Origin of the sequence: Hahella sp. NBU794, assembly GCF_050749805.1 — a bacterium.
Taxonomy (GTDB): domain Bacteria; phylum Pseudomonadota; class Gammaproteobacteria; order Pseudomonadales; family Oleiphilaceae; genus Hahella.
Genome location: NZ_CP192738.1, coordinates 356,721 through 378,442, shown reverse-complemented (window position 1 = coordinate 378,442; position 21,722 = coordinate 356,721). Strand labels below are relative to the sequence as shown.

The 21,722-nt window shown below is 55.3% G+C and carries 19 protein-coding genes; 7 read left to right on the top strand and 12 right to left on the bottom strand.

Annotation, left to right across the window (positions count from 1 at the left end; translation table 11 throughout):
• The first annotated feature begins 57 nt into the window (after window positions 1-57).
• Window positions 58-1,530 carry a hypothetical protein gene (locus tag ACQYWX_RS01660; protein WP_431687671.1) on the top strand — a complete coding sequence of 491 codons (1,473 nt, stop codon included), beginning with the start codon at window positions 58-60 and terminating at the stop codon, window positions 1,528-1,530.
• 48 nt (window positions 1,531-1,578) lie between these two features.
• The gene (locus ACQYWX_RS01655; RefSeq protein ID WP_431687669.1) at window positions 1,579-2,598 is read left to right on the top strand and encodes a hypothetical protein; all 1,020 of its coding nucleotides are present in this window, start codon (window positions 1,579-1,581) and stop codon (window positions 2,596-2,598) included.
• A gap of 129 nt (window positions 2,599-2,727) precedes the next feature.
• On the opposite strand, the gene ACQYWX_RS01650 is transcribed toward ACQYWX_RS01655, so the two are convergent.
• Genes ACQYWX_RS01650 through zwf form a run of 3 tightly spaced genes read right to left on the bottom strand, consistent with a single transcriptional unit; the run spans window position 2,728 to window position 5,603 of the window.
• Window positions 2,728-3,381, bottom strand: a complete 654-nt coding sequence (locus ACQYWX_RS01650) for a bifunctional 4-hydroxy-2-oxoglutarate aldolase/2-dehydro-3-deoxy-phosphogluconate aldolase (RefSeq protein WP_127968059.1) — start codon at window positions 3,379-3,381, stop codon at window positions 2,728-2,730.
• A gap of 37 nt (window positions 3,382-3,418) precedes the next feature.
• Window positions 3,419-4,126, bottom strand: coding sequence for a 6-phosphogluconolactonase (pgl, locus tag ACQYWX_RS01645; RefSeq protein WP_431687668.1), 708 nt, complete (start codon window positions 4,124-4,126; stop codon window positions 3,419-3,421).
• Window positions 4,119-5,603 carry a glucose-6-phosphate dehydrogenase gene (gene zwf, locus ACQYWX_RS01640; RefSeq protein WP_431687667.1) on the bottom strand — a complete coding sequence of 495 codons (1,485 nt, stop codon included), beginning with the start codon at window positions 5,601-5,603 and terminating at the stop codon, window positions 4,119-4,121. Before zwf ends, pgl begins: the two co-directional genes overlap by 8 nt.
• A 246-nt stretch (window positions 5,604-5,849) precedes the next feature.
• Between zwf and ACQYWX_RS01635 the strand changes: the two genes are divergently transcribed.
• From ACQYWX_RS01635 to ACQYWX_RS01625, 3 genes are all read left to right on the top strand, one after another.
• On the top strand, window positions 5,850-6,734 hold the full coding sequence (locus ACQYWX_RS01635; RefSeq protein WP_216738925.1) for a MurR/RpiR family transcriptional regulator: 885 nt from the start codon (window positions 5,850-5,852) through the stop codon (window positions 6,732-6,734).
• A 334-nt stretch (window positions 6,735-7,068) separates the two neighbouring features.
• Complete coding sequence (locus tag ACQYWX_RS01630) at window positions 7,069-8,265, top strand: maltoporin (protein ID WP_431687666.1); 1,197 nt, start codon at window positions 7,069-7,071, stop codon at window positions 8,263-8,265.
• A gap of 229 nt (window positions 8,266-8,494) precedes the next feature.
• Window positions 8,495-10,660, top strand: coding sequence for a bifunctional diguanylate cyclase/phosphodiesterase (locus ACQYWX_RS01625; RefSeq protein ID WP_431687665.1), 2,166 nt, complete (start codon window positions 8,495-8,497; stop codon window positions 10,658-10,660).
• A 5-nt stretch (window positions 10,661-10,665) separates the two neighbouring features.
• On the opposite strand, the gene ACQYWX_RS01620 is transcribed toward ACQYWX_RS01625, so the two are convergent.
• The 8 genes from ACQYWX_RS01620 to ACQYWX_RS01585 form a co-directional block, all read right to left on the bottom strand.
• Window positions 10,666-11,091, bottom strand: coding sequence for a hypothetical protein (locus ACQYWX_RS01620; RefSeq protein ID WP_279500178.1), 426 nt, complete (start codon window positions 11,089-11,091; stop codon window positions 10,666-10,668).
• 186 nt (window positions 11,092-11,277) lie between these two features.
• Entirely contained in the window at window positions 11,278-12,201 is a 924-nt protein-coding gene (locus ACQYWX_RS01615; protein ID WP_431687664.1) for a DUF4382 domain-containing protein, read from the bottom strand.
• Between the two features lie 617 nt (window positions 12,202-12,818).
• Window positions 12,819-13,832 (bottom strand): class I SAM-dependent methyltransferase, encoded by a 1,014-nt coding sequence (locus tag ACQYWX_RS01610; protein WP_431687663.1) that lies wholly within the window; start codon window positions 13,830-13,832, stop codon window positions 12,819-12,821.
• Window positions 13,829-14,608, bottom strand: coding sequence for a DUF1295 domain-containing protein (locus ACQYWX_RS01605; protein WP_431687662.1), 780 nt, complete (start codon window positions 14,606-14,608; stop codon window positions 13,829-13,831). Before ACQYWX_RS01605 ends, ACQYWX_RS01610 begins: the two co-directional genes overlap by 4 nt.
• Entirely contained in the window at window positions 14,599-15,837 is a 1,239-nt protein-coding gene (locus ACQYWX_RS01600; RefSeq protein WP_431687661.1) for a class I SAM-dependent methyltransferase, read from the bottom strand. The genes ACQYWX_RS01605 and ACQYWX_RS01600 overlap by 10 nt, the downstream gene beginning before the upstream one ends.
• Before the next feature lie 44 nt (window positions 15,838-15,881).
• A complete protein-coding gene (locus ACQYWX_RS01595; protein WP_431687660.1) occupies window positions 15,882-16,676 on the bottom strand; it encodes a DUF1365 domain-containing protein in 795 nt (264 codons plus the stop codon).
• Window positions 16,660-17,919 carry an NAD(P)/FAD-dependent oxidoreductase gene (locus ACQYWX_RS01590; RefSeq protein ID WP_431687659.1) on the bottom strand — a complete coding sequence of 420 codons (1,260 nt, stop codon included), beginning with the start codon at window positions 17,917-17,919 and terminating at the stop codon, window positions 16,660-16,662. The genes ACQYWX_RS01595 and ACQYWX_RS01590 overlap by 17 nt, the downstream gene beginning before the upstream one ends.
• Window positions 17,916-18,866, bottom strand: a complete 951-nt coding sequence (locus ACQYWX_RS01585; RefSeq protein WP_431687658.1) for an acyl-CoA desaturase — start codon at window positions 18,864-18,866, stop codon at window positions 17,916-17,918. The genes ACQYWX_RS01590 and ACQYWX_RS01585 overlap by 4 nt, the downstream gene beginning before the upstream one ends.
• 216 nt (window positions 18,867-19,082) lie before the next feature.
• On the opposite strand from ACQYWX_RS01585, the gene ACQYWX_RS01580 reads away from it, so the two are divergent.
• Together ACQYWX_RS01580 and ACQYWX_RS01575 are read left to right on the top strand one after the other, a co-directional pair.
• A complete protein-coding gene (locus tag ACQYWX_RS01580) occupies window positions 19,083-19,649 on the top strand; it encodes a nuclear transport factor 2 family protein (protein ID WP_431687657.1) in 567 nt (188 codons plus the stop codon).
• A complete protein-coding gene (locus ACQYWX_RS01575; RefSeq protein WP_431687656.1) occupies window positions 19,646-20,182 on the top strand; it encodes a chalcone isomerase family protein in 537 nt (178 codons plus the stop codon). The genes ACQYWX_RS01580 and ACQYWX_RS01575 overlap by 4 nt, the downstream gene beginning before the upstream one ends.
• Here the strand turns inward: ACQYWX_RS01575 and ACQYWX_RS01570 are convergent.
• Window positions 20,165-21,709, bottom strand: a complete 1,545-nt coding sequence (locus ACQYWX_RS01570; RefSeq protein WP_279500192.1) for an FMN-binding glutamate synthase family protein — start codon at window positions 21,707-21,709, stop codon at window positions 20,165-20,167. The two genes, ACQYWX_RS01575 and ACQYWX_RS01570, sit on opposite strands and share 18 nt — an antisense overlap.
• Window positions 21,710-21,722 lie beyond the last annotated feature (13 nt).

The following is a 21,722-nucleotide window of genomic DNA, read 5'->3' as shown; positions in this document are numbered from 1 at the left end:
AGCCTACTTTAATTAAAAAAGTGAGCTGCGTGAGCGGTTGCTGGAGAACTCGCGAAGATGGGGCGACATATTGATAAGGCGCGGTTCAGCGCTCAGGAATACGCGGACTTCCAACGACGATTACAGGAAAATCTGGCGACGTTGCGAAACTTGCTCGATGACCCTGCCTTTGGCGTCGGACCGCCGTCCTTCGGAGCGGAGCTGGAGCTATACATCATCGACAAGCACGGTCGGCCCACGGCCAAAAACCAGGAAATCCAGGCCGCCGTTGACGATCCCAATCTGACGCTGGAGCTGAATCGCTTCAATCTAGAATATAATCTGGAGCCGACACCCGCCGCCGGAACGCCTTTCCGCGCCCTGCAGCAACAGATTGACGGCGTCTTGCAATCGCTGGAAACTCACGCCGCCGCGCAAGGGGCCTCACTCCTGCCCATTGGCATTCTGCCGACGCTGACGTCTGACGATATGGGGCCGGAGGCGATTACAGAGAGTCCCCGTTATCAGGCCCTGGCGCGACAGTTGCGGGATAAACGAGGTGAAGATTTTCACATCAGCATCAAAGGCCGCGATACGCTTGATCTGTATTGGCAGGATGTATCCCTGGAAGGCGCCAACACCTCTTTCCAGTTTCATTATCGGGTGAACCCTGGGGACTTCGCCGACGCCTTTAACGCCGCGCAACTGGCCACGCCGCTTGCCGTGGCGCTGGCGGCCAATTCTCCGTTGTTTCTGGGGCGTCGACTCTGGCATGAAACCCGTATCGCCCTGTTCAAACAGGCGACAGACTGTCGTATGGAAACGCCATTGCGCTTCAGGCTGCCCGCAAGGGTGTTATTCGGCAATGGCTGGGTGCGCAAGGACGCCCATGAGATTTTCTGCGAAGGCGTCTCGCTGTTTGAGCCGCTGCTCCCCATTTGCGGCGATGAAGACGCACCCCGTCCCGGGCAGGCGCCGCCCTTGGATGAGCTGCGCTTGCATCAGGGCAGTATCTGGGCCTGGAATCGCCCCATCTATGATCCGGTGGACGGCGGCCATATCCGCATAGAAATTCGCGCGTTGCCCGCCGGCCCCAGCACCACGGACATGCTCGCCAACGCCGCCTTGATGGTGGGGCTGATCGAAGGGCTGCGCCCGTCCATGCAGGATATGCTTCCCGCCATTCCTTTCCGCTACTGCGAATACAACTTTTATCGCGCCGCCAAATACGGACTGCGCGCCAGACTGTTCTGGCCGGGACAAGACGGCGAAGGCTTGCAGGAGCGGCCAGTCATGGACATTCTGGACGACATGCTGCCGGTGGCGGAACAAGGCCTGAACGTACTGCCCATCGACCCGGAGGAGATTCGTCACTATCTGGGAGTGTGCGCTCAGAATCTGGCGCAACCGGTCAACGGCGCGCTCTGGCAATTACGCATGCTTGAGAAACTGCGTCTCCAGCGCAATGATGAAGAGGCGTTAAGAGAGCTGGTGATTCGCTATCAGGATAATTATCGTAGTGGAGAACCCGTGCATCGATGGACCTACTAAGTCTTATGCGTCCATCGACTCAGAGAATCCCCAAGGGGGCTGTCTATTATGCCGCTCAAGGTCATTGAAGGAATTCGCAGTTTAGCGCTGGAAGAGGACCTCACCCGTTTCTTGCAACGCCTGGGCGGTCCCACGCTGATTCGTCTGCAGGGCCGCGACCATTCACGCCGCCGCGCTTTCTGCACCTTGCTGCACGGCAACGAGCCCTCCGGCGCCCGCGCCTTGTACGCGTACCTGCGCTCCGGCGAAACCCCAGCGGTGGATCTGGACGTCATTATCGCTTCCATTCCCGCAGCTTTGGCCCCTCCGATGTTCAGCCAGCGCATGCTGCCTGGCCAGCGTGATCTCAACCGCTGCTTCCGCCCCCCCTTTGATGATGGTCAGGGCAAATTAGCCGAAGCGATTCTGCGATTCTTGCACGACAGCAAACCCGAGTGCCTGATTGATCTGCACAATACGTCAGGCAGCGGTCCCGCCTTCGGCGTCGCCATACGCTGCGACGCCGATCACCGCGCCCTGACCTCACTCTGGACCAACGACCTGATCGTCACCGACCTGCGCCTGGGCGCTCTGATGGAAATCAGCGAGCTGGACGTGCCCACGGTGACGATAGAATGCGGCGGAGCCCAGGATGAAACCTCTCTGCTGATCGCGCGGGAAGGCATGCAGCGTTACTTCGGCAGCGAGCAGGTGCTTGCCGCCGCCGGGCGCGATTATGGCGTGAACCGGTTTCGCAATCCTATTCGCATGGAATTGAAGCCAGGCCGACGAGTGCACTACGGCGATGCTGCTGACCCCGATGCGGCGCTAACACTGCCGTTGGACGCCGCCCGTTTCAATTACGGTTCAGTGCCCACCGGCGAACGTCTGGCTATTCTAGGCGCGGCGGGCCTGGAAGCTTTGACCGCCAAAGACCATCTGGGGCGGGAGCGCCTGCATGATCACTTCGCCGATATCAACGGCAGACTATCCCCCAAACATCCATTGAAACTGTTCATGGTGACCACCAATCCCATCATCGCCACCACCGACTGCCTGTTCTACTTTATAGACTGCGCCAACACCTGATCTCATGCAGACCCTGTTTGAATAGGTCTGCTCAGAAATAAAAAAACCCGCCAGGCGACGGGTAAAAATATATTGCTAATGCAATGAGGGAGGGTCGTTGCTATCGATAAAGAGAGATTCCAGTCGCCGTCAGATAGCGGCCAGACTCTCTTCAGCAATAGTCCGGATCTGCCGCCAATCGCCAGCGGAAATAGCGTCTTTGGGGGTTAACCAAGAGCCGCCAACCGCCAATACGTTTGGCAGGGCAAGATAATCTTTCGCTTTTTCCCGGGTGATGCCGCCTGTCGGGCAGAACTTCACATTGGGGAAAGGACCGGAGAAAGCCTTCAGGGCAGACACGCCGCCAGCGACTTCCGCCGGGAAGAACTTAAATGCGCGATATCCCAGGCGATAACCTTCCATGACTTCAGACAGTGAAGATACACCCGGCAACATCGGAATTTTCGCCGTCAGGCCATATTCCAGCAGTTCTTTGGTGGAGCCCGGCGTGATAACGAATTGAGCGCCAGCATCTTCCGCTGCCTTGAATTGCTCAACCGTCGCCACCGTGCCTACGCCAACCCAAACTTCGGGGAGCGCGGCCCGCAGGTCCGTGATCGCCTGCAGGGCGTGCGGCGTGCGCAAGGTAATTTCCAGAATACGGACGCCGCCTTCCACCAGGGCTTTCCCGAGCGGCAATGCGTCTTCCGGACGATCGATAGTGATGACCGGCACCAACGGGCAACTGCTTACGATAGCGTCCAGTTGTTTTTGCAACGCTTCAGGATAGGTCTGGGATGTCATAGGTTTCTATTCTCTCTATTACTCTCGAGGTTCCTTCTCAAGGACTCCAAAAAACATTGAGGCCTGGGCGGATAAATCCGCGCACGGGCATCTCCGCCACGGCGTCCAGCTTGGCCAGCACCTTGTTCAGGGTGGTCAGCTTGTCTTCGCCAGTGATATGCAGCGCCTGATGCTTGGCCGCCGCCAAAACCTTGTAGGAAAGCGTCATGCGCGGATGCAGCGCCGTGACCGGATGCATCGGTGCGCACTTGTCTGTGGTGTCCAGGCCGTGAGCCAGCTCTTTCGCGCCCGGGAACAGAGAGGCGGTGTGTCCGTCCGCGCCCATTCCCAAAATCAGAACATCAATCGGCCAGGACAATTCAGCCAGACTGGCTTCCAGTTGTTCGCACCCTTCTTCAGGGGTCGCAGCTGCATTTTTCAGCGGCATGAAATTCGCTTCCGCCGCAGGGCCTTGCAATAAAAATTCTTTCACCAGCGCGGCGTTGCTGTCATCGTGAGATTCATCCACCCAGCGCTCGTCCGCCAGAGTGACGTCCACCTTGCTCCAAGGCAGCTCCTGCTGCGCCAGCGACTTGAAGAAAGCCACCGGCGTACGGCCACCGGAAATTACCAGCAAGGCGCGTTCTTTTTCCAGCAGTGCGGCGCGCAGCCACTCCGCTGTTTGCAACGCCAGCTTATGCGCCAGCGCTTCACGTTCTTCTTCCAATTGCAGGGTGACGCCCTGCGGCCAGGATAGTTCAAGCATCTTCGTACCAGCTCCTTCCGTCCCGGGTGATCATGGCGATGGAAGCCACGGGCCCCCAGCTTCCTGCAGGATATTTCTTGGGCGGCAGTCCCAACTCAGCCCAGCCTTCAATGACCTGGTCAATCCAGCGCCACGCGTACTCCACTTCATCGCGACGCACAAACAGGTACTGGTTGCCTTTGATGACTTCCCACAGCAATCGCTCGTAGGCGTCAGGCACCCGGCCTGTGTTGAAAGCTTCGGAGAAACTCAGTTGCAATGGGCCCTGACGCAGACGCATGCCTTTATCCAGGCCCTGGTCTTTGGTCAGCACCTGCAGGGAAATGCCTTCATCCGGTTGCAGACGGATAATCAGTTTGTTGTTGGCCAGATGTTTCTGGTCAGGATCAAATATATAGTGCGGCGCCGGCTTGAAGTGAATGATGATTTCCGACAGCTTCTGCGGCATACGCTTACCGGTGCGCATATAGAAAGGCACGCCCGCCCAACGCCAGTTGCAGATTTCCGCCTTGATAGCGACGAAGCTTTCCGTGGAGCTGCCCTCGTTGGAGCCCTCTTCGTCCAGATATCCTGGAACGGGTTTGCCGTCGATGTTGCCAGCGGTGTACTGTCCGCGCACCATGTGAGTTTCCATCAGATCCGGCGTAATCGGCTTCAGCGCTTTCAGCACTTTCACTTTTTCATCACGGATACTGCCAGCGGACAGATCAGAAGGCGGGTCCATGGCGATCAGACACAACAATTGCAGCAAATGGTTCTGCACCATGTCACGCAGCTGTCCCGCCTTGTCAAAATATCCCCAGCGCCCTTCGATGCCGACCTTCTCCGCCACCGTAATTTCCACGTGGGAGATGTAACGCTGATTCCACTGAGTCGCGAACAGGTTGTTGGCGAAGCGCAGCGCAATCAGGTTCTGTACGGTTTCTTTACCCAGATAGTGGTCAATGCGATACAGCTGGGATTCATCAAAGAACTCCGCCAAACGGTCATTGATCTCGAAAGAAGACTCCAGATTATGACCGATGGGTTTCTCCACCACTACGCGGGTGGACGGCTGAACGCAGTCGGCGCTTTTCAGGTTTTCCCCGATCATGCCGTAGATCGCGGGAGGGGTAGCCATATAGACGATCAGAGGAACTTCAGAATCCCCGCGCCATTGATTGATACTGCGATAGCCTTCGGCATCGCCGAAATCGAGCTGCTGGAAGCGGACTTTGTCGAAAAAGCGTTTCAGCGCCGCCTCTTCCAAGTCATTCTTGGGCAGTAACGCCTTGAAACGCTCCAGGGTCTGCGCTTTGAAGGACTCTTCGTCAACTTCCTGTCTGGCCAGCGCGAGAATGCGAGTCTGCGGATGTAGCAGTTTCGCCCGCTCCAGTTGAAATAGCGCCGGAAACAACTTGCGTTGCGCCAGATCGCCCAGCGCGCCGAAGAGCGCCAAGTCACATTGTGTAGATGCTGCTCGATTCATAGTTTTCATATTTGGTAGTAATTATTCGTAATTTTGAGACAAAAAATTGGTATTTTCAACCTGAAACGGCAAATATTGTGATAATTTTACTACATTTCCCGTTTTCACTGATTTCCCTTCCACTTATTGACTAGTGGCCGACCGACCGTTCGGCTGGCGACCCAGGATGCGCAGGGTTATATTAGAGGCGATAACAAAATGTGTAGTAATTTCACTACAACAATAAATAAATCGCTCCCGGAATCCATACAGATAATGAATGAAACCATATCCCACCAGAATCTGCTGGAGGTGATCCGGCAGAGGCTCGACGATTTGAATAAATCCGAGCGCAAAGTCGCCGAAGTCATCCTGCGCGACCCCAAAGCCGCTACTCGCTACAGTATAGCCGCACTGGCGCGCGCCTCCGACGTCAGTGAACCGACCGTTAACCGCTTTTGTCGTAATTTCGCGGCCAGCGGGTTTCCCGACTTCAAAATCCAGCTAGCGCAAAGCCTCGCCAGCGGCACGCCTTATGTGAGCCAGAGCGTGGAGTCGAGCGATACCGTTGAGGAGTACAGCGACAAAATATTCCTCAGTACTATCGCCGATCTGGATAAAGCCAGACAGTCCCTGAACACCTCCGGCATTTCCAAGGCGGTGGACTACCTGATCCAGGCCAAGCAAATTTCGTTTTTCGGCATGGGCGCCTCCGCCGCCGTAGCTATCGACGCCCAGCATAAGTTCTTCCGCTTCAATATTCCGGTCACCGCCTACGACGACTTTCTCATGCAACGCATGGTCGCCGCCGCCGCGCATACCGGCGACGCCATCGTCACCATTTCTTACACCGGTCGTACGCGGGAAATGGTGGAAGTCGCCAAAATTGCGCGGGAGCGGGGCGCCATCGTGATCGGCATCACCGCGCCGGACTCTCCGTTGGCGAAGGAGTGCACCGTGGCGCTGGACGTTATCGCGCCGGAAGATACGGACGTATACATGCCCATGACGTCGCGCATCGTGCATTTAGCGGTGATCGACATTCTCGCCACCGGGGTCACCCTCAAGCGCGGCGCAGACTTCCACTCACATCTGAAGCGCATCAAGGACAGCCTGCGCGACACCCGTTATCCTCACGATGACGGCGCTGAAGGCGCCTAAATCTGCGCGCTGATTCTTCTATTTCTGCTTTCTATATAAGCCCACACCCGGAGCGTAACAGCTACTCTCCGGGCGCCCTCGTTTTGCATCCTTCATCACTGAAATAGCGCTCGCTATCAGCCTGACGCACGCATTACTACTTTTCTCCTCCCCCCTCCCCCTGACTCCTCCCCCCCCAAAACTTTCCTAACGGAGGATGTGCCATATCAGGCGTTCACTGAGTATGAGACCAAGCAAATAACAATTTGTCCCATCGACAAAGCGCCTCCGTTATCCGGGCGTACTCAAAGGTCCGGCCTGGCGAGTCCTTTAACAACAAGAGCAGGAAAAAACGATGACAGACAAGAACAACAAGCGCCTCTTCAAAGTAGCCCCTCTGGCGACCGCCATCGCGGCTTCTTTGTTCACCGTGAACGCCAGCGCCGTTGAGTGGCATGGCTATGCGCGTTCAGGCATTGGCATGAGCGACAACGGCGACCAGCAGTGCATCAACAAGCAGGCGGTTGGCCGTTTGGGCAACGAATGCGAAACCTATGCGGAGCTGGATCTTCAGCAAGAGCTTTTCAACCGCGACGGCAGAACGTTCAAAGTTGAAACCATGCTCAGTTATAAATCCAACCAGGACGGAGACTATGAAGCCCTGAACAGCGAAGATGACGAAATCGCGCTTCGCCAGATGAACGTTCAGGCCAAAGGGGTGCTGGGATTCGCCCCCGAAGCAACGCTGTGGGCGGGTAAACGCTACTATCAGCGCCATGATATTCACCATCTGGATCTTTTCTACTGGGACGTATCCGGTCCTGGCGCGGGCATTGAAGGTATCGACGCAGGCGCGGGCAAATTCTCCGCCGCCTGGACCAGAGGCTACGGCAACATCAATATCCTCGACTTCCGTTATTCCGGCATTCAAGTCGGCGCCAGCTCATTGGAAGTGGGCTTGGACTTGGCCAAACCACGACTGACAGACGCCCAAAAAGACGCGGGCGCAGCGGACGATCTGAGCACCTTGCTCACCGCTGAACTGTCCACCTCTATTTTCGATGGCTTCAACAAAATCGTATTCCAGTATGGAACGGAAGGCTACGCCTCTCCAATGCGTAACTTCGGCGGCGGTCAATGGAACGGGACGTTGGACAAAGGCGGCAAAGGCTTTCGTCTGATCGACTGGGGCGTAGTGAAAGCCGGTTCCAATATCGAACTCAGCTATGCCGCGATGTATGGCGTCTTCGACGACGACACCATGAATGACGATTCGTCTTTCTACAGCATCTCCGCACGCCCCGCGTATAAGTGGTCTGATTACATGCGCACGTATCTGGAAGTGGGTCACTTCGCTGCAGATGATAATGGCGTCGACTCTCAATTGGACAAGGTCACTATCGCACAAGCCTGGTCCGCCGGCCCCAGCTTCTGGGCGCGTCCGGAAATCCGGGTTTTCGCCAGCTACATTAACGATGGCGAAGGTACGCCGTTTGAAGGCGGTGAAGACAGCGTGCTGAACTTCGGCGTCCAAATGGAAGCCTGGTGGTAATCCACCTCCCATTCCCCAATCTCAACCCAAGTGTTCGGGCCGGTTAACCGGCCCTTTTTTTGCCCGTCAGATTTTACTGCCTACGCCAGACGCCTTCAGTCTTTGTCGATAATGGCTGCGCCTGCTATTTTTTATTGATAAGTCTCACAATCCTGCAGGGTGCAATTTGTCCGCTAGAGCGTCTTATCACTTGCTACTGTCGCTACTCGTGTTTTGCCTGGGCTTTACAATGACGCTGTCCTTATGGTCGCGCATTGATATCGAAACCAGCGAAAGGCGACAGCATGCTCTGGATTACCAGGCCGAATTTCTCAGCAAGCGCATTACCCGCCAGTTTCTGGAGCAAGTGCGCGCGCTCAAGCGCCTCGCCGCTTACTGGGACAATAATGGCGGCTTCACTAAGGAAACCTGGCGCAAGAACGCGGAGGCGCTACATCGGGATTTCCCTAACTTCAAAGCCATTGAGTGGACAGATAAAAATTACGTTATCCAGTGGATCGAGCCGATGGCAGGAAATGAACAGGCCCTGGGCTTCAACGTGGCCTTCAACGAGAGCCGACGTCGGGCGCTGGACGCCGCCCGCGCACAGGGCGACATCAACTCCACGCCGGTAATTACTCTGCAACAAGGCGGCCAGGGCGTGGTTGTGTACGCCCCCATTAGCAAAGGCGAGGACTTTCAGGGATTTATCGTCGGCGTTTTCCTGGTGGAGCAGTTGCTGGGCAGCCTCATCTCGCCACAGGAAGAAGATCACTTCCATGTCCGCGTGTATGAAGAAGATAAACTGATATTCAGCAACAGCTCCGCTGACGTCAGTCCCGACACCAGCGCCGCGGCGGACTGGAAGCCACTGCAGTTTTCCTGGCGCTTGAGCGTACAGCCAAAATCCGACTGGCTGCACAATTACTCATCCCCTCTTCCCGCCTTCGTCATGAGCGCAGGAACTATTTCCTCAGCTTTGCTGGCCTGGGTTTGCTATCTCGCCATGTCTTTAGGGCGTCAACGCCGTTCACTGCTCAGCGCCAACGAGTCCCTGCAAAGTGAAATCGCCAATCGACAAGAAGTGGAGCAAACGCTGTCTCATGTCATCACCCATGACGCACTGACCGGATTGCCCAATCGATCCTTCTTCCAGGAAGACCTGGCTCAAGCCATTCTTCGCGCCCAGCGCGCCAACCGATATCTCGCCGTCATGCTAGTGGATCTGGATCAGTTCAAGAAAATCAACGACACCCTCACTCACAGCGCCGGCGACCAACTCGTAGTATCGCTGACCAAACGCTTCAACACGTTACTGGAAAGCGAAATCAGCATCGCGCGAGCCGGTGGCGACGAGTTCATGATGCTGCTGGAAAACCCCGAATCTGTGGATGAGGTGATTGCAATCGCCAATCGCATCATGGCCTGCATGAAGCAGCCCTTCACGCTCAACGACGAAGAAGTCTTCATTACCTGCAGCATCGGCATCGCTGTCTATCCAGAAGGCGGCGTCAGCGCCGAAGACTTGATCCGCAACGCCGACGCCGCGCTCTACCGGGCCAAGGCAGCAGGACGCAACGGCTACCATTTCTACACCACAGGCATGCACGCGGAGGCGCTTAAACGCCTAGAGCTGGACCGCTGGCTACGCGAAGCAATCGAGCGCAACGAACTCAGCCTGGCGTTCCAGCCAAAAGTGAATCTGAAGACCCGCGAGTACACTGGAGCCGAGGCGCTGCTGCGTTGGTATCGTCCAGAACAGGGCTTTATCTCCCCGGTGGAGTTTATTCCCTTGGCGGAGGAAACCGGCTTGATAAAAGAATTGGGCATGTGGGTGGTGCGCCGAGCCTGCCAGCAATTATCGGAATGGCGAGGTACTCCATTAGGCAATATCCGGCTCGCGATCAACTTATCCGCCATCCAACTGGAAGATAAAGAACTGGTCCACAAAATCGACGACCTCTTACGAGAGTTCGACGTCCCACCGAGGCAATTGGAGTTCGAACTGACAGAGGAGGTTTTCATCCAGAACATTGAGTCCAACATGGCCCATCTTAACGAGCTGATTAAAATGGGCTTCCGTCTATCCATCGACGACTTTGGCGTTGGCTACTCCTCCCTCGCCTATCTCAAGCACTTCCCCATCTCTTGCATCAAAATCGACCGCAGCTTTGTGTCGCAGCTGGAAACCAACGCGGATGACAGGGTCATCATTAACGCAGTCATCGCCATGGCGCATAACCTTAATCTGAGCGTCGTGGCGGAAGGCGTGGAAACAGAGGCGCAAGCCACCTATCTGCAAAAACAGGGTTGCGATGAAGCTCAGGGATACCTGTTCGCCAAACCTTTACCTCCAGATCAGTTGTACAAACTGGCCACGTCACTGAGAAACGGGACCAGCCTGCAGCAGGGATAACGACTTTATTTAGCCGGCTCTACGTAAACCACTGGCTGTTCGCCGCTGTTATCCAGATAAAAGCTGTACACCCCGGTTTCGGGTGGGTTGAATTTGAAGTTTTCAAAAACGGACGAGCAATTGGCTTTGGACTTCTTCCCAAACTCCAACATCTGATCTTCCTGAGACAGAAAGCCGCAGTTAGTGCCAGCGCTCCAGGCTGCGTCGCCAAACTTCAGTTCGTAGGGCTGTCCGTCCGCTTTCAATTCCACGCTGGCGACATAAAGATCCGGTCCGGCTTTTTTAACCTTGTATTCATCCAGCGCATCCCACCATGCAAACTGTCCCCGCAGGTACAGCGACTGGCTGAGGTCGCGTTTGCCTCCAGTGGAGGCGCAACCGGCCAGCAATAGGGACGCCGCCAAAGCGGAAATAAGGATAGGCTTTTGCATTCTTGTTCTCCTGCAAAGTTGTTATTGGATGTGTCGCAGTCAGAACCAAAATGCTCGGTGAAATGGGGCCAAGGCGCATCATCTATAACGCCGCAGGAAGGGGCGTAGCGTCAGGAAGGAGAGGGAGTAGATTAGAAAACGGCGCCAAGGCCTAAAGGTAATGAGTGATGTCTAAGCAGACGCCGCTTATAGCGGCGTCGCGGACGCGTCCAGGGTTGCAGTCTTATCGCCGTCATCATTAACAACAACGACTGTGACCGTTTGTTCGGCGAAGGAGAACCCTTGGTCATTCAGCTCTGGATTATCTTTGGGATTACAACTATACGCCAAGCGATATGCGCCGTTGTCCGGATTCCAGATAACCGCCTTATACATGCCATTCTCCGGGTTCGCGGCGCTGGACAGCACGGCTGTCGCCACTGGATCTTTGTCGTCACCGTCAATATCGTCCAGAACTGCATGAGCGCCGGCGAACATATATATCGCGCCAGCATACTGGCCGGAGTCATCACAGTTCGCCGCCAGCAATTCGGGCGCAACATTGACGGTCAAAGAGCGCACGCTGTTCAAGTCCACCGTTTTCAGTACGGGCTTCAGCTTGAACTGACGGTTGTTCTCAATGATGGAGCGTCTCAAATCCAGATCGATAAGAAAACCTTTGGGCTGTCCAGTGCTAACCAGGAACTCCCGGTCAATTTTCAGTCCATCCAGATTATCTTCAGGAATGGCCAACTCATAGCGTGAGCCATCCGCTAACTCAATATAGGAGTCGAAAATACCGTCCAAACGAGCATTCACCATGAGTCGCAACCATGAGTACGCGCCAATGCCCAGCTCTCCCTGCAACAGGGAAATACGATTTCCCGCCAGAGATTCTGACAACAAATCTATACTGCGCGGCTCTGCATATTCGTAGACGGAACGACCGTTTGACTGAGACTGGATCTCCACGCCGGTAAATTCAATGACCACCTTGGTCGCTCCATCCACCGGCGCATCGGTGATTTCGAGAGAAAACGGAGCCTTGTCCGCAGCGCTTTCGTCCTGTCCGCAACCGAACAGACTTAGCGCGCCTACAAGAAACAAAAATTTAAGCACGAGTTTCAACATCGTCATTCTCCCCGCTCAAACTCCGGAGAAACGAAACCGGCCCGATTTCTGGGTTCTTCCATAGAATCTATCTAACCTTTTCTGCAAAATATTCGCGTTTGCGGCGGAAAAAGCGCCGGATACCCTGGCGACCAATACTGAAACCTATCCTGCTTACACGCGAATCATCCAACAAGCGGCGTATTTAACCCCATGATTGATGAAATTACGACCATCCATATGGACTATTTGGACGATCGTACCGCCTACACTCTCCGGATGAGCATTAATAATGGCTTTTATTATCATGTAGTTATAAAAATGGCGGGCTTAAAATTCATAATAAAGTCGTACACTTCAGCGCTATTCCGCGAAGCAACAATGAACTAGCAGATATATATTCATTTATATGAATATCGTTATTACATTTTGTGAACAGACGACACCAAAGTCCTCCGAAAGGACAGTCATTGATTCGCTGTCTATGAGCAGGCTGAGACAGCACATCTCGCGCCGCCTCAAGTGCGTGGCCATGTCAGAAGCTATGCCGGGTCTTGCCCGGCGATTGCAGTCCGCAAGGCGTCAAAGGGGACTATAAGGCGCTGAGCAGCAGCGCCATAAACCAGATGCAGCGCAACTTACTGCTTCATAAAGAGATAATGACCAACTTGCCATTCCGCCCCGGAGCGATAATTGAACAGCTCCGCACAAGCCATGAAGAACATGCGCCACCGCTGGGTCCAGAGATCGGCTTGCTCGTCTCCGTAGGCGTCAGCGAAGATTTTCCTTACTTTGGCTTCGTTGGCGTCCAGGTTGGCCAGCCAGGCTTCCGCTGTCGCGCCGTAATGACGACCATTGAGCATCCACTGTTGCATCAGGCGCAGGTTCTGCTGGAAATGACCGAACGTTCCCGCCGCAGGCATCAGTCCGCCGGTGAAGAAGTATCTGCCCATCCAGTTATTGGCGCCTTCCGTTTCAAAGGGATAAAGCAGGTTGCGATGACAAAATATGTGAGCAAAGAACAATCCCGCCGGCGCTAACCACTGGCTGACTCGCTCAAATAACGCCTGATAGTTGCGTACGTGCTCCAGCATTTCCACCGAAACGATGCGATCAAAGGTGGTGGAAGGGCTAAACACATTTACATCGCAAGTCAGAATTTTAAGATTGCGTAAACCGCGCAGCGCCGCCTGTTCCTCAATATAGCTGCGCTGCGATGCGGAGTTGGAGACGCCAGTAATCTCCGCCTTGGGAAAGGTCTCCGCCAACCACAGGCTTAGAGAGCCCCAGCCGCACCCCAAATCCAGAATACGCTGTCCATCGGCCAACTGCGCCCGCTCGGCGTATAACGCCAGCATAGCCTCCTCCGCTTCAGCAAGATCGCCAACCTCTTTCCCCCACCAGCATGCGCTGTATTTCAAGCGCGGCCCTAGAACCAGACGATAGAACTCCGCAGGCACTTCATAATGTTGTTCATTGGCCGCACGCGTTTCTATGGCGATAGGACCATTAAGATAGCGGGCGATTCTTTCAAGCTCGCCGCCGCCCCGCTTGCGTTCCTGCAGCAGACGTTCGCGACACAGTCGGCGAATACCAAAACGAATCAGGGCGTCAGGCAACCAGCCTTTTTCCGCCAGTTCGATCATACTCATGATTTTGGCCTCCAGGGTATAAACATGGGAGTGCGGCGTTGATAATCCCGATAGTCCTCCCCCCGCGAACGCAACGCCTGTCGTTCGGTAAAAGGGATGCCGGTGACGAAATACAAGAAGACGAACATTACCGCCGGCGCGCTCCAGAGCCAGAATCCCCAGGGAGATGCAGCCCCCAGTAGCGGATAAGCGAACCAATGCAGCCATTCAAAAAAGTAATTGGGATGTCGCGAATAGCGCCATAGACCTTTTCGACAGGTTTTACCCTGGTTTTGCGGATCGGCTTTAAACGCTGCGAGCTGACGATCCGCCAGGGTTTCACCAAGCCACGCGACAACGACCAGGAGGAGCGCCGCCACATACAATACCGCTGGCGGTTCCTGGGCCTGACTGATCACCCAGGCTGGCAGCGCGAACAGCCAAACCCAGAACGCCTGCGTCATATACATTCCCAGAAACACACTCCGCCAACGATCCCCCGCCCATACACGCAGAGCGGCGTAACGGCCATCCTCCTCTGCTCCTGCGACTCTGCCAGCCAGGTGCAACGACAATCGTCCGAACCACACCAGATAGATCAACGCCACAGTCAAACGTAACGACGCATCGCCGGTTCCCACCAGGGCATGCAATGCGCCAGTGACGCCTACGCCGGCCGCCCAGCAAACGTCAACCCAGCCGGCATTGCGGCTCTGGGTTTGCCACAGATATGCCACTAAGAACACGACCGCCAAACAGACCGGCGACCACCATAGCAGCATCAGATTCACAGCCATTGCTTGCGACGACAGCCCGGTTTGGCGAACAACATCTGCACATTGGAGATCGCCCGTTCGCGGAAACCACCCTCGCAATAGCAAAGATAAAACTCCCACATGCGAATGAAACGTTCGTCAAATCCCTGCTCGCGCACTTGCGGCAAATTTCGCAAGAAGCGACTGCGCCACTCCTGCAAAGTAAGGGCGTAGCTTTCCCCGATATCCTCCAGATTAAACAGACGCAAGCCGGCATTGGCGGCGCTCTGCGTCAGCACGGACACACAGGGGATAAAGCTGCCGGGAAAAATATAGCGTTTGATGAAGTCCACATGCCGCAGCGCTTTTTCGTAGCGATTATCATCAATGGTGATCGCTTGAATCAGCCCCAGACCATCATCCTTCAACAGGCCGCTGATCTGACGGAAGTAGCCATCAAGAAACTGATGTCCCACCGCCTCCACCATTTCAATGGACACCACCTTGTCATAGCTGCCTTCCAGTTTGCGATAGTCCTGCAACAGCACAGTCACCCGATCTTGCAGCCCCGCCTGCTGAACCTGCTCAACTACGGCGGCGTGCTGCTCGACGGAAATGGTCGCCGTGGTGACCTTGCAGCCATATTCCCCAGCGGCGTACAAGGCCATGCCTCCCCAACCTGAACCAATTTCAAGCAGGTGATCGTTAGGCGTTAACGCCAGCTTGCGGCAAATTCGCTCCAATTTGGCTTTCGAGGCCTGTTCCAGAGATTCCTCGCCGGTGACATACACCGCAGAGGAATACATCATGCTTTCATCCAGAAACAGGCGGAAGAAATCATTACCGAGGTCATAGTGCGCCGCGATATTTTTGCGGGAGCCCTGCAGCGTATTGCGGTTGAAGCTGTGCCAAAGCTTACTCAGCGCCCCCGGCAGGCGCGCCATGCCGGATTCCAACTGCTCCAGTCGCGCGCGGTTGCGCAACAACAAGCGCACCAGCGCAGTCAGGTCCGGTGACGTCCAGGAGCCCGCCATCCAGGCTTCCGCCAGGCCGTTGACGCCTCCAGTCAATGCGACGCGGTAGAAATCGGCGGTGGCGACATCAATTCTGGCGCGTAACGCATCCCGTCCCGGCGCGCCGAAAACGCGACTTTCTCCGTCGCTGCGCAGCTCAAGTTCCCCGCCTTGTATTCCCGAGCACAAACGGTATAAAGCTTGTTTCCAAAAACGTTCGGGCAACAATAAGGGTTTGCTGATCGCACTCGCCCACATAGTTATGTCTCCAGCTATTTGAACTATCACGGCTTAACGCCGTTTTAAACCGTTTCCTGATTCATCCGCTTTCCCTCTCCCCGCGCCTTTTTGTTGGGATGGGGATAGAAAGGAACGCCTTTGCGCCAAAGCGAAAACGCCTGCCGATAAATCGCCATTGCGACGGTGGCGCACATAAAGGGAAATTTAAGCGGCGCGCGCCAGGCATTGGCGGCGGTCAGGGGTTTCTTGACCAGCCGAAGGCTGGCGTCGAACACCGCTGCGCCGTTGTCCAATAAACGCATGTGCGTCCAGACCCGCTGCTCGTCCAATCGAAATCGCCACTCATATTTCAGAGTCATCGGCATGAAGGGCGACACATGAAACGCCTTATCAAAGCTGAAAGTGAGCGCCTGTCCCTGCAGCCGTTGCGGCGTCAGCGGCAACACATAGGAATGCCGTTCGTTCCAGGGCGTGTTATTGATCTCCGCGACGATGGCGTACAGCTCATCCCGCTGGTTGAAGCAGAAATAGAACGAGACTGGGTTGAAGCAAAATCCCCAGGAGCGTAAATGGGTCAACAGGCGAATAGCGCCAGCCTGCGGGGCCACGTCTGCTTCCTGTAGACGTTCATACACCGCCTGCTTTAAGTCAGGAACATCTCGACGCAGATAGTCCGAACGCCGATATTGCATCAAATTAAAGCCTCGACTGGACCAGAAAGGCAGAGTGTTGATTTCCTCTAGCTCATCCAAATCAAGCCAGGTCATGCTGATGCGATACTCAAAATGATGCGACGCTGGCGTATAACGGCGGTGCCGCACTTTACCTTCGCAGATTGCGCTATGCCGCAACGCCATAACGCCTCCGCTGGATCAGGGACACGACATCCAACGCGCTTCGCACGCCGTCTTCATGAAACCCCCAGCCCCAATAAGCGCCACAGAAATAGGTATTGCGGCGACCATTAATTTCCTCCCGGCGCGCCTGGGCGGCCAACATTTCACGGGTATAGACGGGGTGCGCATAGGTGCGACGGGCGTATATTTTTTCAGGGGCGATCGGGAAGGTTGGATTCAAGGTCACCATCACGGGCGTCTCACAAGAAAGACCCTGTAGGGAGTTCATCCAATAGCTGACGGAGCAATGCTGCGTTGTCTGCTGTGGAATAAAGGCGTTCCAACTCGCCCAGGCGGCGCGCTGCGAGGGCATGACGCGTGTGTCGGAATGCACCACGGCCAGATTGTCCTGATAGGGAATCGCCTCCAAAACCTCACGTTCCGTTCGGTCCGAGTCTTTAAGCAGAGCCAGCGCCTGATCGCTGTGACAGGCGAAGACGACGGCGTCATAGTTTTCAGCGCCATAGCGCTCCGAGTGCACCATCACGGAATCACCACAACGAGACACCACGGCGGCCGGACAAGACAGGCGCACACGTCGTCCAAGCACTGCCTGAATGCGCAGCACATATTGCTGCGAACCGCCCTGCACGACTTTCCACTGCGGCCGACCGCGCAATTGCAGCATGCGGTGGTTATCCATAAAGGAGATAAAAAAACGAAACGGAAAAGCCTCAATCATTCGCGCGGACGCGGACCATAGCGCGCATGCCATGGGCACAATGTGGTTGTCGATAAACGCGCGGCTATATCCATCCTGGCGCAGGAACTCGCCCAATGTCAGATCCGTATCAACTTCCAGGGCCCGCCTCGGCGCTTCTTTGTAGAAACGCGCAAGATCTTTGAGCATCCGATAGAAGTCCGGGCGCAGCAGATTGCGCTTCTGCGCCAGCAAACGACTCAACCCCGCCGCGCCATACTCCATGCCCGTCGCCTCATTCACTGCGCTGAAACTCATGTCGCTGTCGCGCCATTGCACGCCTAACTCTCGCAGCATGTCGCAGAATCTGGGGTAGTTGTGTTCATTAAATACAATAAAGCCGGAATCAACCGCCACATCCTGACCATCCAGTCGCAAAGAATGAGTATCGGTGTGGCCGCCTGGACGTCCGTTCGCCTCAAACAGCGTCACTTCATGGTTTTTATGCAGATAATAAGCCGCGGTAAGACCGGAAACGCCACCGCCGATGATCGCGATATTCATCTACGGCCTCCGTTCAGCGTCAGGCCTGAAACTTCAGGTTTGTGAGCCCACTTCTTATGTTCAGGGACATCTCTGAGATCCCAGATCAAGCCTACCACCGCCATCAATCGCAACAGGTAATAGCTCAAGTCCAGCTCCCACCAAAAAAAACCCTGGCGCGCGCTGCCGGAATAATGATGGTGGTTGTTATGCCAGCCTTCTCCCAGAGTCAGCAGCGCCAGAAGAAAATTATTGCGGGAGTCGTCCCCTGTCTCATAGCGCCGCCGCCCCCAGCGATGAGCAAGGGAATTGATGGCCAAAGTCGCGTGAATCAACACCACTGTGGAAATGAAGTAGCCCCACACCAGCATTTGCCAGCCGCTGGTTTGCAGTTGCGGAGCCATATAGGCAAGCCCTTCGCCCAGACACCACATGCTGAAACCGAAAGCCAGAGGCACGCACATGTCAAACCGATCAAGCCAGCGTAATTCGGGATACTGACTGAAATCCTTCACCAGATTCAGCGGAGCCTTAAAGTACTTGCCTCCCAAAAACCAGCCGGCATGACTACGCCAAAAGCCGTGTCGGGGCGAGTGAGGGTCTGCTTCGGTATCTGATGTGCGGTGATGATGGCGATGATGCGCCGACCACCAAAGTGGGCCGCGCTGGGTGGCGGAAGCCCCCAGCACAGCGAAAACGAATTGCACGAGGCGACTGGTGCGAAAGGATTTGTGAGCAAAATATCGGTGGTAAAACGCCGTGATGGCGAACATGCGCAACAGATAAGCGCCCACCGCCACCCACACCGCTACGGGGCTCCAGCCCACCCAAAGCACCGCAAGGCAGGCCAGATGAATGCCGACGAACGGCCAGACTCTATACCAGTCCACAGCGTCCCGACCCACATCTACCGACATTCCTTTGCGGTCATTATCAATCCAGCTCAATAACCTGCCCAAGCCTTGCATATTAAAATCAGTCCTCAGTTGAGAGAGTCGCCGCTGCCATCGCCAATATCTTACGAACGAAGAAGCGGTTTGGTTTGCAGGCGGGATTTTATAACTGTCTTGGTCAGGTTCGACGAGGCTTCAACGTCATCATCGCCGACCATGGCAAAACTGAATCTCGTCCAGCGTCGTAAAGCTTAGCATCAAGTACATGGAAACCTTTCAGGAATCGACGTTATGGCACTTCTCCGCACCAGTTTGACCGCCACCCTCGCAAGTTTACTGAGCGCCTGCTCCAGTTCAGGTCCGTTGACGCCCCATCAGGATTATTTAACCGCAGCGGGTTCCGACACTTTCTCTTCCATTGAGCAGGAACCACGACTGCAAGGTTTCATAGCGCTCATGAATAATTTCACGCCAGACACTATCCCCGCCGCCGTCGAGCGCGCTTACGCGAAGACATTTTATTTCAATGACACCTTTCACAGCTTGCAGGAGCGGGAGGACCTGACGCACTACTTCGTCGCGATGGCGGAGAAAGCCTCCACGTCAGTACAGTTCCTTGACTTTGCATCGACAGGCGATGACATCCTGCTGCGCTGGACCATGACCTTAAAGTTCAAAGTCTGGTGGAAGCAGGTCGAAGTGACCTCCATCGGCATCTCTCATCTACGTTTCAATGCTCAAGGAGAGATCGTTCTTCATCAGGACTACTGGGACAGTGCTGAGGGTTTTTACTACCACCTCCCGTTGGTCGGAGGCGTCCTGCAGAAGATTCGCGGCGGCGTGGGAGCAAACCAGTGAAAGCCTGCCTGCTGCTCATCCTGGCGCTAACCACCCCAAAGATTTGGGCTGCAGACTCAGTTAGATTTCCATCAACACAGCAGATTGCTGACGTGACGTTACAACGCTGCGGCGTCGCCGAGTTAAAGGCCTACCGACTGTTCACCGTTGGCGCCGCCGCTCTCTACCGTGAGAACTGCGCAACATCCTGGCGACAGGACACACAGGAAAGTCGCGTGATGCTGTTTCGCTATGAACGCAACATCCCCGCCCACGCCTTTACGGAAAGTGCGGAAACCTTGTTGCGTCGCAACCAATCCTTGCCTGAAAACGCCAGCGCCCTGCGCCAATTCCATTCCAGCTATCGCGATGTAAGTGATGGCGACCAGTATCGCCTGGAGTATCAAGCCAACGATGGCCTGCGCTTGTTGCTCAACGATCAGGAGCTGGCGCGCCTGCGCGAGGAGCCGCTGGCGCACGCCTACTTCAATATCTGGCTGGGCCGACGCCCTTTTGATGAGTCGCTGAAACAGCGCTTACTCGGACTGGACTAACTTAACCACTTCCTCCGCGTACTCCGGACGCACCTGACGCGTGGGAAACAGTGTTTCCAGGGACGTAGAGAAACTGCTGTCGTTAATAATATGGGCGTGATAGCGACGCAGCTCCCTGGGTTCGCGCACACCGCAAGAGTGGGCGATCACTCCCACTTCATAAGCCATTTTCTTGGCGTAGTTGGCGACGCGGACGGCTTTGTTGGCGGGGTCGAGGCCTTTCTGCAGTTCCGGATCATGAGTGGTGACGCCAGTTGGACAGGTATTCTTGTTGCATTGCAGCGCCTGAATGCATCCCAAAGCGAACATATACCCTCGCGCGGAAACGATGAAATCCGCTCCCATGCACAATGCCCAGGCGACGCCGGAAGGCGTAATGAGCTTACCGGAGCAAATGACTTTAATACGGTGTCGCAAGCCGTACTCCATCAGTTTATCCACCACCAGAGGCAGACTTTCTTTGATGGTCAGCCCTACATAGTCAATCAGGCTCTGCGGCGCCGCGCCCGTGCCTCCGTCCGCGCTATCGATGGTGATAAAGTCCGGCGCATATTCAAGCCCACGTTCATGAATGCGTTTGAACAAGGTGTCGAGAAAGCCGTAAGCGCCAATCACCGCTTTAAATCCCACCGGTTTCCCGGTGACTTCACGAATGTGGTGAATCATATCCATCAGATCGTCCACATTGCGGATTTCCGGATGACCGTTGGGGCTGATAGAGGATTTACCCTCAGGGATGCCCCGGATAGCGGCAATTTCTTCCGTCACTTTACCGCCGGGAAGAATGCCGCCTTTACCGGGTTTGGCGCCCTGGCTCATCTTGACCTCAAACATTCTTACCTGCTCATGCGACGCAATCTGCAACAGCTTCTCGTCGCTCAACGCACCCTCTTCGTTGCGTGCGCCATATTTAGCCGTACCGATTTGAAACACCAGGTCGCAGCCGCCTTCCAAATGATATTTGGTCAACCCGCCTTCGCCGGTATTCATCCACACGCCCGCTTCTTTGGCGCCGTGTGACAACGCCAGGACCGCTGGACGCGAGATCGCGCCATAACTCATACCGGAGATATTGAAAATGGAGCTGGTGCTGTAGGGCGTGCGCGCGAAGCCCTCTCCCAGGGTGATTTCCTTTGGCGGCACTGCGTCTTCCTCCAGCGTGGGGAAAGGACAGTTCAAAAATATGACTTCGCCCGCATGAGTGAGATTACGGGTTGAGCCAAACGCCACCGTGTTATCGACATTTTTCGCGGAACGATAAACCCAGGCCCGCTCCGCCCGATTAAAAGGCAACTCTTCCCGGTCCATGGCGAAAAAATACTGCCGAAAGAATTCGCCAAGGTGTTCGAAAAAATAACGGAAACGTCCGATCACCGGGAAATTACGGCGAATCGCGTGTTTCTTCTGGGTAATATCGATGACATAGGCGATCAACACCCAAACTACCAATATGGCGATCACCGCCGCACCGAAAAAGGTGGCGATTTCAACCAGGGTAAATGTCAGATTTCGGATTGCGTCGGGCATCGCAGCAGTCTCC

Coding starts and splice junctions, on each gene's coding strand:
- ACQYWX_RS01660 (WP_431687671.1), top strand. CDS start 58: ATGGGGCGACATATTGATAAGGCGCGGTTCAGCGCTCAGGAATACGCG.
- ACQYWX_RS01625 (WP_431687665.1), top strand. CDS start 8,495: ATGACGCTGTCCTTATGGTCGCGCATTGATATCGAAACCAGCGAAAGG.
- ACQYWX_RS01615 (WP_431687664.1), bottom strand. CDS start 12,201: ATGTTGAAACTCGTGCTTAAATTTTTGTTTCTTGTAGGCGCGCTAAGT.
- ACQYWX_RS01605 (WP_431687662.1), bottom strand. CDS start 14,608: ATGGCTGTGAATCTGATGCTGCTATGGTGGTCGCCGGTCTGTTTGGCG.
- ACQYWX_RS01650 (WP_127968059.1), bottom strand. CDS start 3,381: ATGACATCCCAGACCTATCCTGAAGCGTTGCAAAAACAACTGGACGCT.
- zwf (WP_431687667.1), bottom strand. CDS start 5,603: ATGAAAACTATGAATCGAGCAGCATCTACACAATGTGACTTGGCGCTC.
- ACQYWX_RS01570 (WP_279500192.1), bottom strand. CDS start 21,709: ATGCCCGACGCAATCCGAAATCTGACATTTACCCTGGTTGAAATCGCC.
- ACQYWX_RS01580 (WP_431687657.1), top strand. CDS start 19,083: ATGGCACTTCTCCGCACCAGTTTGACCGCCACCCTCGCAAGTTTACTG.
- ACQYWX_RS01585 (WP_431687658.1), bottom strand. CDS start 18,866: ATGCAAGGCTTGGGCAGGTTATTGAGCTGGATTGATAATGACCGCAAA.
- ACQYWX_RS01595 (WP_431687660.1), bottom strand. CDS start 16,676: ATGGCGTTGCGGCATAGCGCAATCTGCGAAGGTAAAGTGCGGCACCGC.
- ACQYWX_RS01630 (WP_431687666.1), top strand. CDS start 7,069: ATGACAGACAAGAACAACAAGCGCCTCTTCAAAGTAGCCCCTCTGGCG.
- ACQYWX_RS01635 (WP_216738925.1), top strand. CDS start 5,850: ATGAATGAAACCATATCCCACCAGAATCTGCTGGAGGTGATCCGGCAG.
- ACQYWX_RS01600 (WP_431687661.1), bottom strand. CDS start 15,837: ATGTGGGCGAGTGCGATCAGCAAACCCTTATTGTTGCCCGAACGTTTT.
- ACQYWX_RS01620 (WP_279500178.1), bottom strand. CDS start 11,091: ATGCAAAAGCCTATCCTTATTTCCGCTTTGGCGGCGTCCCTATTGCTG.
- ACQYWX_RS01610 (WP_431687663.1), bottom strand. CDS start 13,832: ATGAGTATGATCGAACTGGCGGAAAAAGGCTGGTTGCCTGACGCCCTG.
- ACQYWX_RS01655 (WP_431687669.1), top strand. CDS start 1,579: ATGCCGCTCAAGGTCATTGAAGGAATTCGCAGTTTAGCGCTGGAAGAG.
- ACQYWX_RS01590 (WP_431687659.1), bottom strand. CDS start 17,919: ATGAATATCGCGATCATCGGCGGTGGCGTTTCCGGTCTTACCGCGGCT.
- pgl (WP_431687668.1), bottom strand. CDS start 4,126: ATGCTTGAACTATCCTGGCCGCAGGGCGTCACCCTGCAATTGGAAGAA.